This is a genomic window from Porphyrobacter sp. TH134, assembly GCF_002855495.1.
Taxonomy (GTDB): Bacteria; Pseudomonadota; Alphaproteobacteria; order Sphingomonadales; family Sphingomonadaceae; genus Erythrobacter.
The window spans coordinates 19902-37429 of the sequence record NZ_PKRO01000015.1 but is presented as its reverse complement, the minus strand read 5'-3'; the positions used below and the strand labels follow the sequence as shown (position 1 = coordinate 37429).

15 protein-coding genes are annotated in these 17528 nt (G+C 63.0%); 12 read left to right on the top strand and 3 right to left on the bottom strand.

Going from position 1 to position 17528, the window contains the following annotated elements; genetic code table 11:
* Nucleotides 1–18 precede the first annotated feature (18 nt).
* The 10 genes from bchL (at nucleotide 19) to hemA (ending at nucleotide 8572) form a co-directional block, all read left to right on the top strand.
* Nucleotides 19–915 carry a ferredoxin:protochlorophyllide reductase (ATP-dependent) iron-sulfur ATP-binding protein gene (gene bchL / locus C0V72_RS08505; protein WP_101793547.1) on the top strand — a complete coding sequence of 299 codons (897 nt, stop codon included), beginning with the start codon at nucleotides 19–21 and terminating at the stop codon, nucleotides 913–915.
* The gene (gene bchM / locus C0V72_RS08500) at nucleotides 915–1616 is read left to right on the top strand and encodes a magnesium protoporphyrin IX methyltransferase (RefSeq protein WP_101793544.1); all 702 of its coding nucleotides are present in this window, start codon (nucleotides 915–917) and stop codon (nucleotides 1614–1616) included. Before bchL ends, bchM begins: the two co-directional genes overlap by 1 nt.
* Nucleotides 1616–3055 (top strand): BCD family MFS transporter, encoded by a 1440-nt coding sequence (locus tag C0V72_RS08495; protein WP_101793542.1) that lies wholly within the window; start codon nucleotides 1616–1618, stop codon nucleotides 3053–3055. Before bchM ends, C0V72_RS08495 begins: the two co-directional genes overlap by 1 nt.
* Nucleotides 3056–3128: 73 nt before the next feature.
* Entirely contained in the window at nucleotides 3129–3935 is an 807-nt protein-coding gene (gene puhA, locus C0V72_RS08490) for a photosynthetic reaction center subunit H (protein WP_101793539.1), read from the top strand.
* Nucleotides 3926–4687 carry a photosynthetic complex putative assembly protein PuhB gene (gene puhB, locus C0V72_RS08485; protein WP_101793536.1) on the top strand — a complete coding sequence of 254 codons (762 nt, stop codon included), beginning with the start codon at nucleotides 3926–3928 and terminating at the stop codon, nucleotides 4685–4687. Before puhA ends, puhB begins: the two co-directional genes overlap by 10 nt.
* A complete protein-coding gene (gene puhC / locus C0V72_RS08480) occupies nucleotides 4684–5172 on the top strand; it encodes a photosynthetic complex assembly protein PuhC (RefSeq protein WP_101793534.1) in 489 nt (162 codons plus the stop codon). The genes puhB and puhC overlap by 4 nt, the downstream gene beginning before the upstream one ends.
* Nucleotides 5172–5474, top strand: coding sequence for a hypothetical protein (locus C0V72_RS08475; protein ID WP_101793531.1), 303 nt, complete (start codon nucleotides 5172–5174; stop codon nucleotides 5472–5474). Before puhC ends, C0V72_RS08475 begins: the two co-directional genes overlap by 1 nt.
* Nucleotides 5471–6532 (top strand): magnesium-protoporphyrin IX monomethyl ester (oxidative) cyclase, encoded by a 1062-nt coding sequence (gene acsF / locus C0V72_RS08470; RefSeq protein ID WP_101793529.1) that lies wholly within the window; start codon nucleotides 5471–5473, stop codon nucleotides 6530–6532. The genes C0V72_RS08475 and acsF overlap by 4 nt, the downstream gene beginning before the upstream one ends.
* Nucleotides 6526–7320, top strand: a complete 795-nt coding sequence (gene puhE / locus C0V72_RS08465) for a putative photosynthetic complex assembly protein PuhE (protein WP_101793526.1) — start codon at nucleotides 6526–6528, stop codon at nucleotides 7318–7320. Before acsF ends, puhE begins: the two co-directional genes overlap by 7 nt.
* 31 nt (nucleotides 7321–7351) lie before the next feature.
* Nucleotides 7352–8572, top strand: a complete 1221-nt coding sequence (gene hemA, locus C0V72_RS08460; RefSeq protein WP_101793523.1) for a 5-aminolevulinate synthase — start codon at nucleotides 7352–7354, stop codon at nucleotides 8570–8572.
* An 88-nt stretch (nucleotides 8573–8660) separates the two neighbouring features.
* On the opposite strand, the gene C0V72_RS08455 is transcribed toward hemA, so the two are convergent.
* Genes C0V72_RS08455 through C0V72_RS08445 form a run of 3 tightly spaced genes read right to left on the bottom strand, consistent with a single transcriptional unit; the run spans nucleotide 8661 to nucleotide 13724 of the window.
* Nucleotides 8661–10733 (bottom strand): glycoside hydrolase family 97 protein, encoded by a 2073-nt coding sequence (locus tag C0V72_RS08455; RefSeq protein ID WP_101793520.1) that lies wholly within the window; start codon nucleotides 10731–10733, stop codon nucleotides 8661–8663.
* Nucleotides 10734–10764: 31 nt separating this feature from the next.
* Entirely contained in the window at nucleotides 10765–12147 is a 1383-nt protein-coding gene (locus C0V72_RS08450) for an alpha-amylase family glycosyl hydrolase (RefSeq protein ID WP_233999853.1), read from the bottom strand.
* Complete coding sequence (locus tag C0V72_RS08445) at nucleotides 12144–13724, bottom strand: MFS transporter (protein ID WP_101793517.1); 1581 nt, start codon at nucleotides 13722–13724, stop codon at nucleotides 12144–12146. Before C0V72_RS08445 ends, C0V72_RS08450 begins: the two co-directional genes overlap by 4 nt.
* Nucleotides 13725–14037: 313 nt before the next feature.
* Here C0V72_RS08445 and C0V72_RS08440 point away from each other — a divergent pair, with 313 nt between their 5' ends.
* The gene (locus tag C0V72_RS08440) at nucleotides 14038–15879 is read left to right on the top strand and encodes an alpha-amylase family glycosyl hydrolase (protein WP_101793515.1); all 1842 of its coding nucleotides are present in this window, start codon (nucleotides 14038–14040) and stop codon (nucleotides 15877–15879) included.
* Nucleotides 15879–17528, top strand: coding sequence for an alpha-glucosidase (locus C0V72_RS08435; RefSeq protein ID WP_101793512.1), 1650 nt, complete (start codon nucleotides 15879–15881; stop codon nucleotides 17526–17528). Before C0V72_RS08440 ends, C0V72_RS08435 begins: the two co-directional genes overlap by 1 nt.

Genomic DNA, 17528 nt, shown 5'->3' with positions numbered 1-17528 from the left:
TAAAAGGGATAGACCAAAATGAACCTGCACAGCTCAGCATCCGCATTCAGCCAAGCCGATGGCGAAGGATCGGTGCAAGTTCAGCTCGATCCGGCCGACAAGATCAAGGGCGCCAAGGTGTTCGCGGTCTATGGCAAGGGCGGGATCGGCAAATCGACCACGTCTTCAAACCTCTCGGCAGCCTTCTCGAAGCTCGGCCACCGCGTGCTCCAGATCGGCTGCGATCCCAAGCATGACAGCACTTTCACGCTGACCAAGAAGCTGATGCCGACTGTGATCGACGTGCTCGAAACGGTCGAGTTCCACGCCGAGGAACTGCGGCCCGAAGACTATATGTTCGAAGGCTATAACGGCGTCATGTGCGTCGAAGCCGGCGGGCCGCCTGCGGGCACGGGCTGCGGCGGCTATGTGGTTGGCCAGACGGTCAAGCTGCTGAAACAGCACCACCTGCTCGAAGAAACGGATGTGGTGATTTTTGACGTTCTGGGCGATGTGGTGTGCGGCGGCTTTGCTGCCCCGCTGCAACACGCTGAGCGCGCGCTGGTGGTCGCGGCCAATGATTTCGACAGCATCTTCGCGATGAACCGCATCGTCGCGGCGATCGCGGCGAAATCGAAGAATTACGACGTCCGCCTCGCCGGCGTCGTCGCCAACCGCAGCAAGGACACCGACGAGATCGACCGGTTCTGCGACAAGGTCGGCATGCCCCGCCTCGCGCACTTCCGCGATGTCGATGCGATCCGCCGTTCGCGCCTGAAGAAGTGCACGCTGTTCGAAATGGGCGACGATCCCGAAGTGATCGCGGCGCAGGACGAATATCTGCGCCTGGCAGCGATGCTGTGGGCGGGTGTCGATCCCAGCCTCGCGCAGCCGATGAAGGACCGTGACATCTTCGACTTCCTGGGGTTCGAATAATGGCGAGCCGTAATTTCTCCGAATATGACACCCGCCGCGAGGCGCTGGCGACCTATTTCGACAGCACCGCGCGTCAGGCGTGGATCGATCTGACCTCGGATACCAAGGTTTCAGGCATTCGCGCCACGGTGCGCGCCGGACGCGATGCGATGCGTGCGACCTTGCTCGATTGGCTGCCGACCGATTTGCGGCGCACGCGCCTGCTTGATGCTGGCTGCGGCACCGGATCACTGGCGGTTGCTGCTGCCTGCCGGGGCGCCGAAGTCACCGGCATCGATGTGGCCGCGGGCCTCGTCGAAGTCGCGCGCGAACGCACGCCTTCATTTATCGGTCATGGCCGGATCGACTGGCGCAGCGGCGACATGCTCGACCCGGGCCTCGGCACCTTTGCCCACGTCGTCGCGATGGATTCGCTGATCCACTATCAGCCTGAAGATCTGGTCGATGCGCTTACCCAGTTGGCCACGCGCACCAGCGGCAGCATCCTCTTCACCTTTGCCCCGCGCACAAAGCTGCTCAGCGCGATGCACGAAGTTGGCAAGTTCTTCCCCAAGTCCGACCGCTCGCCCGCCATCGTGCCCACCGCCGAAGACGACCTGCGCGAACGGCTGGCCCGCCTTCAGGGCTGGAGCATCGGCCGCACGCAGCGCGTCCAGTCGGGGTTCTACACCTCGCAGGCCATGGAACTGGTGCGCCGCTGATGACCCGCCCGGTCCGCCCTCCCAATCCACACTGGACGCAGCTGGTTTTCCGGCTGCTTCCGTTCGCGGATGCGGCGAGCGTGGACCTGCCTTTGCCGCGCCTGCTGCGGCTATCGCTGTTTCAGGTCAGCGTCGGCATGGCGATGGTGCTTTTGAACGGCACCTTGAACCGCGTCATGGTGGTGGAACTGGGCACACCCACATGGCTGGTCGCGCTGCTGATTGCGGTGCCGCTGTTTGCCGCGCCCTTCCGCGCGCTCATCGGGCACAAGTCCGATACCCACCGTTCGGTCCTCGGCTGGCGGCGGGTGCCCTATATCTGGTTCGGCACGCTGATGCAGTTTGGCGGCCTTGCGATCATGCCCTTTGCCTTGCTGCTGCTTGGCGTTCCCGAGCGCTTCGAAATCGGCCTGGCAGCCGCGACGATCGCTTTTCTGTTAACCGGCACAGGCTTCCACGTCACGCAAACCGCCGGTCTGGCTTTGGCTACCGATCTTGCGCCCGAGGACAAGCGCCCGCGCGCAGTCGCGCTGCTGTATGTGATGCTGCTGGTCGGCATGATGTTCTCCGCCTTCGTGATCGGCGGCGTCTTGCATGATTACTCTGCGACCAAGCTGGTGCAGGTGATCCAGGGCTGTGCGCTGCTGACCATCATCCTCAATGTGACCGCGCTCTGGAAACAGGAAGCCCGCAATCCGGCGGCGACCGCACCGGATCGGGAGACAGCAAGTTTCAGCCAGATCTGGCAGGCCTTCGTCACCGATGGCCGCAATGCCCGGTTGCTGACGGCCATCGGCATCGGCGCAGCGGGTTTTGCGATGCAGGACGCGCTGCTGGAGCCTTATGGCGGGGAAATCCTCGGCCTTTCCGTCGGTGCAACCACCGGGCTGACCGGCGCGTGGGCATTGGGCTCGCTGGTGGGGTTCACCCTGTCGGGCCGCGCCCTGGCACGCGGATGGGATCCGCTGCGACTGGCGGGCGCAGGGCTGGTCGTGGGCATCAACGCCTTCTTGCTGGTGCTGTTTGCCGGCGGCTTCAACGCACCGGCGATGCTGTTTGCCGGTGCGCTGGCCATCGGGCTGGGTCTCGGGCTGTTTTCGGTCGGCACGCTGATGGAAGCGATGAGCCTTGCCAAGGATCAGACCGCGGGCCTTGCGCTGGGGGCATGGGGCGCGGTGCAGGCAACCTGCGCCGGTGTCGGCATCGCGGTTGGTGGATTGTTGCGTGATGGCATCGCTGCCTTTCTGCAAAGCGGCGAACCAGCCGCCAGTATCGCGATGCGCGCATCGGGGTATGGCACAGTCTATATTCTTGAAATCGTGCTGCTGCTCGCCGGCCTTGCCGCGATTGGTCCGCTGGTGAGCCACCAGCGCCACATGCCGCGTGATACCAAAGGTCCGCTGGGCCAACCCTTTGGTCTTACCGAGTTTCCGACATGATTAGCCGTAACTGCCCGTACCAACACTCGCCCGGCGACGCCGCAGCCGGTGTATTCCATGAGAGGAATGTGAAATGAACGCTGCCTATATCGTCGGCACCTTTGATGTTGCCGAACTTACCTTCCTGCTGTTTTTCGGGTTCTTCATTGCGCTGGTGTTCTACCTCAACAAGGAAAGCCGCCGCGAAGGCTATCCGCTTGAGGACGAGCTGACCGGCAAGATCCACCCGGGAAGCCTGTTCGATGGCGACAAGAAGGTGTTCCCGCTGCCCAATGGCCGCGGCACTTATGTCCCCGAAGATGTGGCCCGCGACGATATCAATGTCCCGGCTGTGTCCGCATTCCGTTCGGCCGGCGCACCGCTGGTGCCGACCGGCGATCCGATGATTGACGGCATGGGCCCGGCCGCCTGGGCCAATCGTGCCAAGTATCCCGATCTCACCTTTGATGGCCGCCCGCGCATTGTTCCGATTGCCGACAGCCACGAATTGATTGTTTCGCCCAATGATCCGCAACTGGTCGGCTGGCCGGTGGTTGCCGCCGACGGCGTGACTGTAGGCAAGGTCAGCGATATCTGGGTCGATCAGGCAGAACACCTGATCCGGTACCTCGAAATCGAGACCACCACCGGCAAGAAGGTGCTCGCGCCGATGATGGTCGCCTCGGTCCACGGCAACAGCCTGATCGATGCGCTGCTTCCCATCATCGAAGACAAGCCCAAGTTCGTCGAGATCGACGCGATCACTGCCGCGCAGTTCGAAACCGCACCGCTGCTGGAAACCCCTGGCATCATCACCCGCTACGAAGAAGACCGTGTCCAGGCCTATTTCGGCGGCGGCTACATGTATGCCACTCCTGAAAGGTCTGAAGCATGGATCTGAACGCGCCCACAGATGCGGCAGCGACGGTGACGTCGCTGACCGCAGGGATCGATCACGCCGCGCTGGAACAGGATGGGCCCAAAGCGTTCGGTGATCGGATGGGCACGCCTGCTGCTGACGAAAAGGTGCTTTGGAAAGGGCGCCCGGCGGTCGGCCTGCTGGCACGGACGGCCTTTCATGCCCACACGCTCGGCCTGTATATGGCGGCGCTGGCGCTGATCGGGCTTGTTGCTGGCAACACCACCGCTGCGATGGTTGCGGCGGTGATGGGGGTCGCGCTGGTCGGGCTGCTTTATCTGCTTGCCTGGCTGAGCGCTCGCAGCACGCTCTACATTCTGACCGATGCGCGGATGATCATGCGGATCGGCATGGCGATCGAAACCCGGATCAATCTCCCCTTGAAACAGGTCACCGCAGCGCATTTCCGTCCGCGTGGCGCGGATCATGGTGACATCGCCTTTGAACTGAGCGGCGAACGACTGCTGACCACGCTGCTGCTGTGGCCGCATGTGCGCCCCTGGCATTATGCCATGCCGCAGCCGATGCTGCGCAGCATCCCCGATGCTGCAAACGTGGCTGAAATGGTTGCTGCCGCCCGCGGGCAATATGGCGCGATTGAGCGGAATTTGACCAATATCAACGACGCTGGTCCCGCCAACGTCCAGCACGGGCTCCAGCCTGCGACCACAGCCGGTCGGCTCGTACCCGTCCGGCACCGCGGCGAACATGGTCTTGAAGGAGCGCCGGCATGATTGTGCGTGAATACGAAAAGGACGAGATAACCGTCCACAAGACGCCGATCATGCTGATGGGCGGGATTGTGGCGATCTCGCTCGCGCTCACCGCATCTGTCAGCTTCGGGCTGTTCGAGCGGCAGTCCGTGCCAGCCGAAGCCAGGGCCGCTGCCGGGATCAAGCCTGCGGCCGAACGCACCTTGCAGTTCTTCGATGAGGCTGACGGCACCGTGCGCGTTGAAGACGGGGCGAGCGCTGAAGTGCTGGCCCGGTTCACCACCGGCCAGGGCGGCTTTATCCGCGCAACGGTGCGCAGCCTCGTCCACCAGCGCCGCATCAGAGGCGAAGGACCGTCCGTGCCCTTCACTCTCACCCGCTGGGAGAACGACACTCTGACCCTCAGCGATCCCGTCACCGGCCGCAGCGTCGAGGTCAGTTCCTTCGGACCGGACAACCGTGCAATCTATAACAACCTCCTGCCCCCCAAGGCGGAGACGCGCTGATGGCTCTCGCGCTGCTGACCTCGCATTCTTTCGAGACGCCCTGCACGATCACGGTCGAGCAGAGCTCCGAACATTTCCACGCCCATGTCGAACTCGGCGGCGAAATCGCGATGGAGCCTGGCGACAAGGTCCGCGTCCACGGCGCGCCGATCCAGATTCCGTTCGGCACCCGTCAGGTGTTCGAACGCCGCGCCACGGTGACCCGCGCCAGCCCGCTGGCCCGCGCCCTGACCCGGTTGGCGGCCTATTTCGATCTGGCCGAACTCTACGAAGTCAGTTTCAACGCCGGGAGGATCAAATGAACGCCTACAAGCCGATGACCAGCGAGGAAGCGATGGCAATCGCGACGCAGGACACGATGCTGACCCCGCGCTTCTACACCACCGATTACGACGCGCTGGACGCGATCGATGTCAGCCTTGTGCGGCGCGAATGGGACCAATTGATTGCGGACATGGTGGGCGATCCCAACAAGCTGCATTTCAAGCACAACGACAGCTTCAAGGGCGTGATCGAAGGGCTTGAGCCTGAATTGCGCCGCGAGTTTACCGATTTCATGGTCAGTTCGATGACCAGCGAATTTTCGGGCTGCGTCCTCTATGCCGAAATAGCGCGGCGCACCAAGAACCCGGACGTGAAGCAGCTGTTCCGGCTGCTCGCCCGCGATGAAAGCCGCCATGCCGGTTTCATCAACGAAAGCCTCAAGGATGCCGGCATCGGGGTCGATCTGGGCTATCTGACGAAGACCAAGAAATACACGTATTTCAAACCGAAATTCATCTTCTACGCGGTCTATCTGTCGGAGAAGATCGGCTATGCGCGCTACATCACGATCTTCCGGCACCTCGCCCGCAATCCGCAATACAAGTTCCACCCGATCTTCGACTGGTTCGAAGAATGGTGCAACGACGAGTTCCGCCACGGCGAGGCCTTTGCCATGCTGCTGCGCGCCGATCCCAAGCTGCTGGAAGGCACGAACAAGCTGTGGGTGCGCTTCTTCCTGCTGTCGGTCTATGCGACGATGTATGTGCGCGACCACAACCGCCCGGCGTTCCACGCAGCGCTGGGTGTCGATCCGACCGAGTATGATTACAAGGTGTTCGAGATCTGCAATCAGATCAGCCGCCAGGTCTTCCCGGTCGAACTCGACATTGATGCGCCCGGCTTCCGCCGCCAGATGGAAAAGCTGCGCCTCGCGGCTGAACGAATCGAGGAAGGCAAGGCCCGCGGCGGCATTGGCGGCCTGATGCAACGCGCATCGGGGATGGCCGGCGCTGGCGTCGCCTTTGCCCGGATGTATTTCCAGAAGCCCAAGTCCAATGCGCTGCCGCAGTCGATCCGGCTTCAGCCCGCGTGGTAAGCTGGAGCGGTCATATTGTACCGTTCATCGTGACGGTGGCGATCTGGTTTGTCGCGACCGGGCTGATTGCCTGGGCGGACAACCGTGAGCGCGCGACCTTCTCCACCAGCCTGATGATCGGCAGCGTTGCCGGGATCGCAGGCCTGGTGGTGATCCTGGTTGCCTCGCTTTCGGCCGCGGTCTGGGCGGTTTATCTTGCCTTCATCGGCGCGCTGATGGTGTGGGGTTGGCACGAACTCAGCTTCCTCACCGGAGCATCGGCGGGGCCGCGGCGCGGATTGGCCGAACCCGGACTGACCGGCATCGCCCGCTTCCGTCAGGCAGCAGCCACGGTGATGCACCACGAGGTCGCACTGGCGCTGACCGCGCTGCTGCTGATTTCGCTGTCGTGGGACGTGCCCAACCAGATCGGGGCGACCGTGTTCGTCCTGATGTTCGCGATGCGGCTGATCTCGAAGATCAACCTGTTCGTGGGCGTGCCGAATTCGACCTCGGAAATGCTGCCGGAACAGCTGGCCTATCTGAAGTCCTATTTCGGCCCGAACCGCACGACCCTGCTGCTGGCCGTCTCGATCATCGGGCTGGCCGGAATGACCACCTGGTTTGCCGCGATGGCGCTGGCAGCGCCGGTCGGCAGCGCCGAAATGGTCGGCGCAAGCCTATTGACCACGCTCGCCCTGCTCGGCGTGCTTGAGCACCTTTTCCTTGCCCTGCCATTCCGTGACGGAATGCTGTGGGGCTGGGCCTACCCGCAGCGGAAGGCTGCGGCGCAGACCCACCAAGATTGAAAGCAAGATAATGACGACAGAGGGAACCCCGATGAACTTCGAAGCCTTTTTCGCCGGCGAACTGGATGCCGTGCGCGCCGATGGCCGTTACCGGGTGTTCACCGACATCAAGCGCCACCGGGGCCGCTTTCCGCACGCGACACGCTTTGTCGAAGGTGAAACCCAGGCGGTGACCGTGTGGTGTTCGAATGATTATCTCGGCATGGGCCAGCATCCCACGGTGCTTGATGCGATGCACGAATGCCTCGACGAATGCGGTGCAGGTGCTGGCGGCACGCGCAATATCTCGGGCACCAACCATCACCACGTTTTGCTGGAAGCCGAACTGGCCGACCTCCACAACAAGGAAAGCGCCCTGCTGTTCACCAGCGGATATGTGTCGAACTGGGCGGGCCTTGGCACGCTGGCGTCGAAAATCCCGGGGTGTGTCGTGTTCTCCGATGCGCTCAACCACGCCTCAATGATCGAAGGCATCCGCCACAGCCGCGCGCCTTACAAGGTGTGGCGCCACAATGATGCGGAGCATCTCGACGAACTCCTCTCGATGTATGGCCCCGAAGTGCCCAAGCTGGTCGCCTTTGAAAGCGTCTATTCGATGGACGGCGACATCGCCCCCATCGCCGACATCCTCGACGTGTGCGAAAAGCATGGCGCGATGAGCTATATTGACGAAGTCCACGCGGTCGGACTCTACGGCCCGCGCGGCGGCGGGATCGCCGAGCGTGAAGGGCTGATGGACCGCATCACCGTGATCGAAGGCACGCTGGGCAAGGCGTTCGGCGTGATGGGCGGTTATATCGCGGCATCGGCCAACCTTGTCGATTTCGTGCGCAGCTTTGCGAGCGGCTTCATCTTCTCGACTGCCCTGCCCCCTGCCATCGCGGCAGGCGCGGCGGCCAGCATCCGCCACCTCAAGAACAGCAGCGCCGAGCGTGAGCTTCAGCAGAAGCGCGTCGCGCAGGTGCGACGGGCGCTCGACATCATGGGCATCCCGCACCTCGACAACCCGAGCCACATCATCCCGGTGATGGTGGGCGACGCCAAGAAGTGCAAGATGATCAGCGACTGGCTGATGGACAACCACGGCATCTATGTGCAGCCGATCAACTACCCCACCGTTCCGGTTGGGACCGAGCGCCTGCGCGTCACGCCCTCGCCCGTGCACACCGATGGTGATATTGACCGGCTCACGCGCGCTTTATCCGAAATTTGGTCGCATTGCGAACTTGCAAGAATGGCAACAGCCGCCTAACGGAATCGGGCAACACAGTTTTCCCTTGGACGGGAAGAACCAGGGGGGCGGGTATCAGGCGATGCCCGCCCTTTTTGCGTCCTTGCGGTCAGTTCACCGGAATGAAGCGCACCGCCACCCCGCCTGATGCCGCCAGCCGAACGGCAAACATATCACCGCCGGTGACCACCTTCTCCTCGATCACGATGTCGTAGGGGTTGTAGTCCCAATGCGCGTGCGGTCCGTCGCGGTAGATCTGCGCGCGGTACTTGCGGCCCTTTTCAAGAAAGCCGAGCGGCAGTGACAGATCGCGCGGCTCGTGGTCGGTCACCGCGCCGAGGAACCACTCCTTCGATTTGCGCCCCTGCCGCGCGAAGGCGACATATTGGCCAACCTCACCGGCCAGCGCGATCGACTCCTCCCAATCGGCCTCCACATCCTTGATGAACTGGAAGGCTTCGGGCCGGGCTTCGTAATTCTCGGGCAGGTCAGCGGCCATCTGGAGCGGCGAGTAGATTGTCACATAGGTCGCAAGCTGCTTGGCCAGAGTCGTCTGCGGACGGTTCTTGGGGTCGCCGCGCGGCATGTCGGGGCGCACCGGCGGGCGTTCGTTGGGCCTGAGGTCAAAGATGCCCGGCGTGTAGTCGAATGGCCCCGCTAGCAGCGCGGTGAAGGCCAGCATCGGCTCGTGGCTCGGCGGATTGGGCGGCGTGCCCCAGGCGTTGAACTCCATCCCGCGCGCGCCTTCGCGGGTCATCCAGTTGGGATAGGTGCGGCGCAGGCCCGTGTCCTTGACCGGCTCGTGCGTGTCCATCGCGATTCTACGCTCGGCCGCGGCCTTGATCACCGTCATGTGGTGGTCGATCATGCGCTGGCTGTCGTAATATTCGTAGTGGCGGATGCCCTTGTCATCGACCCACACAGCATCGCCCGCGTCGGAGACATAGCCCGACTTCACATAGTGCGAGCCGATCTTGCGCACCAGATCGAGGCCCGCTTCAAGCTGCTTTTCGTAATTGGTGAGGTTGGCCGAAGTCTCGTGATGGACGATGAGCTGGACGCCTTTGGCGGCGGCATATTTGCTCAGGCCCGCGATATCGTAATCGGGATAGGGCTCGGTGAAGCTGAAGACGTCGCCATTGTTGAACCAGTCGCCATCCCAGCCCTTGTTCCAACCTTCCACCAGCACGCCGGAAAAGCCGTGTTTGGCGGCAAAGTCGATATAGCGCTTGGTCTCAGCGGTGGTCGCACCGTGATATTTGTCGCTCGCCCAGGTGCGGTCATTGATGTGCATCGCCCACCAGATGCCGACATATTTGCCGGGCTTGGCGTAGGAGACATCGCCCAGCGCGTTGGGTTCATTGAGGTTGAGGATGATGTCGGAATTGATCAGCCCCACCGCTTGCCGCGCAATCTGGATGGTGCGCCACGGGGATGTGAACGGCGCCTTGGTCTTGACCTTCGGCCCGCCCGACCAATTCCTGAGGTTCGCCTGGAAATTGCCGGGGCGCAGCTGATCCAGCGACATCGAGGAATAGTCGACCAATGCCGCCTCGTGGATCGCGAAGTGGATGCCGGTGGTGGTGCGGAAGGTGGACGGTGTGTGCGCGTCATCAACCTCGCCTGCGGGGGCGACCCGGTAGATATATTCGTTGCGGTTGTATTCGTCGGACGGCGTGTACCACATCGTCGTTTTGTCGCCGACGCCGAACTGGGTCAGTTCTTCGACGATGGCGATATCGCCTTGCAGGGCCGCCTGTTCGGGGAGTTCGTAGCGGAAGCCGATGCCGGTATCGAAGGCGCGGAAGCGGACGGTCATCTGCCGATCGGGGCCATCGGCAGGCTTGAAGGTAACGGCGAGTTCATTGTGCTGATCACGCACCAGACGGCGCTCGCCCCACGGCTGTTCCCACGTAGTGTCCTTGCTGGCGCGGACCGATCCGGCGATGGCGAGGCCGCGTTCGAAGCCGTGGTGTTCGGCAAACAGCATGCCGAGCTTGGAGGGCGCGATCACCTGCTCGCCTTCGAAGCTGACTGTATAAGTCGCTTGCCCGGCGTCATCGCTGACTTTCACGGTGATCTTGCCGTCGGGCGAGGTCACTTCCAGCGTTTCGGCAAGGGCCGGGGCCGTCGCCCAGACAATTGCGGCCAGCGTGACAAGTGGTTTCCAGTGCTTCGTCATCGTCCCTCTCCTGCGGCCTCGCGGTGCCGCCTCACTTGCTCTCTTTGAAAATCCTGTAGCCCCACGGCGCGATATCGAGCATCTCGCCTCCACCGAAGCGGGCGCTCTCGCCGCTTAATGCATCGGCATAGGTGCCGTGGTGGCGGGCCTGCGCGAAGGTGATCCGCTGCGGCCGGGGGCTGAGGTTGAACACCGCAAACACCCGCTGGCCCGCAGCCCCGCGCGTGAAGGCGAAGACATCGGCGGTCGCATTGGTCGGCACTTCCACCAGCGGCGCGCCAAAGCGCCCGTTGTGGAGCGCGGGGCTTTCGGTCTTGAGCGCGATCAGCTTGGCGATCAGCGCAGCGTGCTTGCCCTCGCGCCAGACGATCGGATCGCGCTCGAAGAACTTGAGCTGCCGGTCATTATCCGCCTCCTGCCCATTGTAGATCAGCGGCAGGCCGAGGCCGGTAAAGGACAGCGCCATCGCAGCCTCGTAAGCCGGGCCGTAGATTTCGCTCGCCACCCCGTCCCACGAATTCTGGTCGTGGTTTTCGGTATAGACCATGCGCATCGCGGCATGAGGCCAGGTTTCCGACTGCCCGGCGTAATAACCGCGCATCGCCCCTGCCCCGCTGCCGTCTTTCACAAGGCGCTGCATCGCCTCCTTCCAGCCCCAGCCATAGGTCGCATCGAAAGCGCGGGCGTGGAGATCGCGCTGCTCCCATTCGGCGAGCATGAAGACCGGCTTCACCTTGTTGAGCTCGGCGCGGGCGGTCTCCCAGAAATCGGTCGGAACATACCCCGCCACGTCCGCGCGATACCCGTCGATCCCGAATTCGCGCACCCAATAGACGAGGCTTTCGGTCATGTATTGGCGCAGGGCGGGCTGGCTGTAATCGAAGTCCGCCACATCCGACCAGTCGGTGCCAGCGGGCGACATCAGCGCGCCTTCGGGCGTGCGGGTATACCACTCCGGGTGGCTCAAGGTCAGCGGATTGTCCGTGGCTGAATGGTTGGCGACCCAATCGAGGATTACCTTCAGCTCCAGCCGGTGCGCCTCGTCCACGAAGGCGCGGAACTCGGCATCGGTGCCGAATTCGGGATTGACCGCGCGGTAATCGCGCACGGCATAGGGGCTGCCGAGACTGCCCTTGCGGTTTGCCGCGCCAATCGGGTGGATCGGCATCAGCCAGATGATATCGACCCCCATCGCCGCCAGACGCGGCAACTGCTTTTGCGCGGCGGCAAAGGTGCCCTCAGGCGTGAACTGCCGCGTGTTGAGCTGGTACAGCACCGCGTCCGCCGTCCACTCGGCATTCTCGATCTGCACCATGTCGCGCGGGGTGTAGTCGGGAGCGACTGGCGAGGATTGGGCCAGCGCCGGGGTCGCCGCAAGCGCGCCCGCCAGCAAGGCGAAAGCCAGCCGCATCATGCTTCTCCCGCCTGAAGCGCTGAAGCACCCGCCGCCTCGCCATCGCTCACCAGCAGAGTGGCCGCAGCCGCCAGAACGAAACTGACCGCCGCGATTGCCATCGCGTAGATCGGCTCACCCCCGAACAGGTTGGTGACGAGAAAGCCGAGCAACGTTGCTGCCAGCAATTGCGGAACGACGATGAAAATGTTGAACACCCCCATGTAAATGCCCATTTTTTCAGGCGGCACGCAGCCCGCAAGGATCGCATAGGGGAGCGCCACGATCGAAGCCCAGGCAATGCCGATGCCGATCTGCGGCAGCCACAACAGCGCCGGATCGCGGATCAGCAGCATCGCGGCAAAGCCCGCTGCACCCAGCGTCAGATTGATGGCGTGCAGGCGCGTGCGGTCGATCTTGGCTGCCACCATCACAAAGCCGAGCGCGGCCGCGGCAGCAAGGCCGTTGCGCACCGATCCCATCAGGCTCCACCAGTCGGCCCCGTCCTGATAGGCGGCGCTGGCAGCATCGGCCGCGCCGAAGTGGTATTCGGTGACGCCGGGCGTGCCGTAAATCCACAGCGCGAACATCGCGAACCAGCTGAAGAACTGCACCACCGCCAGCTGGCGCATGGTGCGCGGCATAGCGAACAGGTCGCTCACCACCTCCATGAAGCCGCTTGTTTCGCGCTCCTGCCGCCGCAGGCTACCCGCGATCAGCTGGATGACGCCAAACCCGGCGACGAGCGCGGCAAGGACATAAAGCTCCTGCGCTACCTCAATCGTGCCAAGAAAAGCGGGTCGCACTTCCCCCCGCGCTGCTGTGACCAGCGCAGCGATCACCGCGCCGGCCATGATCCACACCATCCCGCCCGTGAGAAATTGCGCGGCGCTGCGCTGGATGCGGACACTCCTCACCGCCGCGCCCTGCCCGCGCGCGGCTTCAAACCGGGCGAGTTCTTCCGGCGAATATTCCTTCGTTGAAAACACCGTCCAGCAGACGGCCGCCAGCAGCGCTGCGCCGCCGATGTAAAAGGCCCAGCGCACCGTTTCCGGGATCTCGCCTGCCGGCGCGACATTGCTGAGGCCCAGCCAGTTGGTCATCACCCACGGCAACGCGCCTGCCAGCACCGCGCCGGTGCCGATGAAGAAGCTCTGCATCGCATAGCCCATGGTGCGCTGGCGATCGGGCAGATTATCGCCCACAAAGGCGCGAAACGGCTCCATCGTGATGTTGAGCGAGGCGTCCATCACCCACAGCATCCCGGCCGCCACCCACAGCACCGGCGCATTGGGCATGACGAACAAGGCAAGGCTGGCCAGCAGCGCACCGACAAGGAAATACGGACGACGGCGGCCAAACCGGGGGTTCCACGTTTTGTCCGACAGATGCCCGATGATCGGCTGCACGATCAGCCCGGTCATCGGCGCGGCAATCCACAGGATCGCCAGGCTGCCAACATCCGCGCCCAGTGTCTGGAAGATGCGGCTGACATTGCCGTTCTGAAGCTCGAAACCGATCTGGATTCCGAGGAACCCGAAACTCATGTTCCAGATCTGGCCTGCGCTCAACGCAGGCTTGTGGACGCTTTGCGTCATGGCCGAATAATCCCTCTCCCCCGCGCCATTACCCGGGCGGGCGTGACGCGGCTCCCGGCATGGCGTAACTTTTCCGGGTCTGACGCCCGGACATATGCTCCACAATGCCGAGGCTTAGTCTGGACGCCCTGCAAAAATTTGCAAGAAACTTTCCAATGTTCAGCAGAAAATCTCCCTCATTCTAGCAAAAATTCGCCAATTATCACGTTTTTTCTGCAGCTTGATGCAATCCGGTTACCACTGGCCCGCACTCCACAAAGATTTGCAAAATGCTTTGCATGATGTCACAAACATCGCCGGAGGGAGTTGGGTCATGACGCGAATCTTCGTGAGCCTCGCGGCTGCGCTATGGGCAAGCACCGCTGTGGCAGGGGGGCCTATGGTCACCGAGGCAGCGGCAACAGCTGGGCCGATTTCAGAACGCCAGCTTGAAGACGAGATCATCTATTTCGTCCTGCCGGACCGTTTTGAAAACGGCGATCCGCGCAATGACCGCGGCGGGATTGCCGGCGGCGCCTTCGATCACGGCTTCGACCCCACTCACAAAGGCTTCTACCACGGCGGCGATCTTAAGGGCCTGACCGCCAGGCTCGATTACATCCAGGGCATGGGCGTCACGGCGATTTGGTTCGCGCCTGTGTTCAAGAACAAGCCGGTGCAAGGCAAGCCGGGTCAGGAAAGCGCAGGCTATCACGGCTATTGGGTCACCGACTTCACCCAGATCGACCCGCATTTCGGGACCAATGCCGAATTCAAGGCCTTCGTCGATGCCGCCCATGCGCGCGGCATGAAGGTCTATATGGACATCATCAACAACCACACCGCCGATGTGATCGACTATGCCGAAGGCGAAACGGCTGGCTATGCCTATCGCAGCAAAGGTGAATATCCCTTCTCGCGCAAGGGCGGCCCCGACGGCGCGCCGATCAACAGCGGGTTTGCAGGCGACGACAACGCCGATCCCGCCAACTGGGCCAAGCTGACCGATCCGACTTTCGCCTATACCCCGGTGGTCAGCGAGGCCGAGCGAAACGTTAAAGTGCCCGCCTGGCTCAATGATGTGACGCTTTACCACAACCGCGGCAATTCGCACTGGATCGGCGAGAGCAGTGTCTATGGCGATTTTTCGGGGCTGGATGATCTGGCGACCGAACATCCCCGCGTCGTCGAGGGCATGATCGACATCTTCGGCCAGTGGATCGATGATTACGGGATCGATGGCTACCGCATCGACACCGCCAAGCATGTGAACCCGCAATTCTGGCAGGCTTTCGTCCCCGCCATGCTGGCGCGCGCCAAGGCCAAGGGGATCGATCACTTCCACATCTTCGGCGAGATCGCCTACGAGGAACCAACCGCAACCCTCGCTGCGCAGGTGATGGCGGAAAGCGGGTTGCCCTATGCGCTCGACATGGGGTTCGCCAAGGCCGCTCAGATGGTTGCCAGCGGCAAGTCGCCGCCGCGCCTGATGGCAGAGTTTCTCCAGCAAGACGCGATCTATCCCGGCGGGGCCAAAACCGCGCTGGGTCTGCCGACCTTCCTCGGCAACCACGATTTCGGGCGTTTTGCGATGTTTGTGCAGGCGATGAACGGATCGGACCATCCCGACATGCTGATGAGCCGCGTCAAGCTGGGGCACGCGATGATGTTCCTGCTGCGAGGCGTGCCGACGGTTTATTACGGGGACGAACAGGGGTTCATCTCTGACGGCAATGACCAGCTGGCGCGCGAGGACATGTTCCCCAGCAAGGTCGCGGTTTACAACGACAATCGTTTGATCGGCACCCGCAGCACCACCGCGCAGAGCAACTTCGATACCGCCCACCCGCTCTACCGCCTGATCGGCGATCTTGCCAAGGCGCGCTCCGCCAGCCCCGCCCTGCGGCGCGGGCTTTCCACCATCCGCGCCTTTGAAGAAACCAAGCCCGGCCTGCTCGCGGTCGAACGGCACGATCCCGCAACCGGACAGCGCATTCTGACGGTGTTCAACACCAGCGATATGCCACTTTCGCAAGGCGTGGAGGTCAGCTACCGGGCGACCGGCGTGACCTCGTTAACCGGGCCATGTCCCTCGGCGCTGGCCACGCCTGGCTCTGTCACCATCACGCTTCCGGCGTTTGGTTTTGCTGCCTGCCTTCTGGAGACTGACGACTAATGGCCACCGTACTTGCCGAGGCCGCTACCACAACCTCTCAGGCGTGGTGGCGCGGCGCGGTCATCTACCAGATTTATCCGCGCTCTTTCCGCGATACCAACGGCGACGGGATCGGCGATCTGGCCGGGATTGCCGACGGGCTGGATTACATCGCCGACCTTGGCGTGGACGGCATCTGGATTTCGCCCTTCTTCACCTCGCCGATGAAGGATTTCGGCTATGACGTGGCCGATTACTGCGGGATTGATCCCAGTTTCGGCAGCTTCGCCGATTTCGACCGGATCATCGCCAAGGCGCACAGCCTCGGGCTGAAGGTCATTATCGATCAGGTCTATTCGCACACATCGGACGAGCACGCCTGGTTCCAGGAAAGCCGCGCCGATCGCACCAATCCCAAGGCCGACTGGTATGTCTGGGCCGATCCCAAGCCCGATGGCTCGCCGCCGTCGAACTGGCAGTCGGTGTTCGGCGGCTCGGCGTGGCAGTGGGATGGGCCGAGGAAGCAGTATTACCTGCACAACTTCCTCACCAGCCAGCCCGACCTCAACGTCCATAATGTCGAAGTGCAGGATGCATTGCTGGATGTGGCGCGGTTCTGGCTTAGCCGGGGGGTGGACGGGTTCCGATTGGATGCGCTCAACTTCTCGATGCATGACCCCGATCTGCGCGATAATCCGCCGTCGGGCACGCCGATGGAGCTGGTGACCCGCCCGTTCGATATGCAGCTGAAGCAGTACAACCAGTCGCACCCGGATATCACCGGCTTCCTCGAACGCATCCGCGCGACCATTGACGAATTCCCCGGCCGCTTCACCGTTGCCGAAGTCGGCGGGCCGGAGCCGCTGGCGGAAATGAAGGCCTTCACCGAAGGCGGCAAGCGGCTGGACTCGGCGTACAATTTCGACTTCCTCTACGCCCCGCGCCTGACCGCACCGCTGGTGCGCGCCAGCCTGTCGCAGTGGAGCGGAGAGCCGGGGGAAGGCTGGCCTTCGTGGGCGTTTTCAAACCATGATGCGCCGCGCGCGGTAACGCGCTGGACGCTGGACGGCGACATGGCGCGCGCGGCACGGCTCAACCTGCTGCTGCTGCTGTCCTTGCGCGGCAATCCGATCATCTATCAGGGCGAGGAACTGGGCCTGCCGCAGGGCGAGGTCGCCTTTGAAGACCTGCAAGACCCCGAAGCCATCGCCAACTGGCCGCACACCCTGGGCCGCGATGGTGCGCGCACGCCGATGCCGTGGTCGGCCAATGCGCCGCAAGCCGGGTTTTCGAACGCCAACCGCACCTGGCTCAAGCTGGACCCGGTTCACACCGGCTTTGCGGTCGACAGTCAGGCGTCGGACCCGACGTCGACCCTCGGTTACGCGCGCCAGCTGCTGCGCCTGCGGCGGACCCACCCGGCGCTGGTGCACGGCGATATCGAACTGCTGGACAGCCCTGAGGACATCCTCGCCTTCCTGCGCCGGGACGAAAGCGGCGCGGTGCTCTGCGTCTTCAACCTCGGCGAAGCGCCTGTCCGGTGGAGCCCTGCGGCGGAACTTGGCAGCCTGAGTGTGATCGCTACCCAAAACACAGTCGACACGGCCGCCGCCTTGCCGCACGATCTCGCCCCCGGCACCGGCTATTGGGCTGTCGTGGCGGGCAGCTGA

Excerpts from the sequence above, each read along its gene's own strand:
- bchL (WP_101793547.1), top strand. The coding sequence starts at position 19 with ATGAACCTGCACAGCTCAGCATCCGCATTCAGCCAAGCCGATGGCGAA.
- bchM (WP_101793544.1), top strand. The coding sequence starts at position 915 with ATGGCGAGCCGTAATTTCTCCGAATATGACACCCGCCGCGAGGCGCTG.
- C0V72_RS08495 (WP_101793542.1), top strand. The coding sequence starts at position 1,616 with ATGACCCGCCCGGTCCGCCCTCCCAATCCACACTGGACGCAGCTGGTT.
- puhA (WP_101793539.1), top strand. The coding sequence starts at position 3,129 with ATGAACGCTGCCTATATCGTCGGCACCTTTGATGTTGCCGAACTTACC.
- puhB (WP_101793536.1), top strand. The coding sequence starts at position 3,926 with ATGGATCTGAACGCGCCCACAGATGCGGCAGCGACGGTGACGTCGCTG.
- puhC (WP_101793534.1), top strand. The coding sequence starts at position 4,684 with ATGATTGTGCGTGAATACGAAAAGGACGAGATAACCGTCCACAAGACG.
- C0V72_RS08475 (WP_101793531.1), top strand. The coding sequence starts at position 5,172 with ATGGCTCTCGCGCTGCTGACCTCGCATTCTTTCGAGACGCCCTGCACG.
- acsF (WP_101793529.1), top strand. The coding sequence starts at position 5,471 with ATGAACGCCTACAAGCCGATGACCAGCGAGGAAGCGATGGCAATCGCG.
- hemA (WP_101793523.1), top strand. The coding sequence starts at position 7,352 with ATGAACTTCGAAGCCTTTTTCGCCGGCGAACTGGATGCCGTGCGCGCC.
- C0V72_RS08455 (WP_101793520.1), bottom strand. The coding sequence starts at position 10,733 with ATGACGAAGCACTGGAAACCACTTGTCACGCTGGCCGCAATTGTCTGG.
- C0V72_RS08450 (WP_233999853.1), bottom strand. The coding sequence starts at position 12,147 with ATGATGCGGCTGGCTTTCGCCTTGCTGGCGGGCGCGCTTGCGGCGACC.
- C0V72_RS08445 (WP_101793517.1), bottom strand. The coding sequence starts at position 13,724 with ATGACGCAAAGCGTCCACAAGCCTGCGTTGAGCGCAGGCCAGATCTGG.
- C0V72_RS08440 (WP_101793515.1), top strand. The coding sequence starts at position 14,038 with ATGACGCGAATCTTCGTGAGCCTCGCGGCTGCGCTATGGGCAAGCACC.
- C0V72_RS08435 (WP_101793512.1), top strand. The coding sequence starts at position 15,879 with ATGGCCACCGTACTTGCCGAGGCCGCTACCACAACCTCTCAGGCGTGG.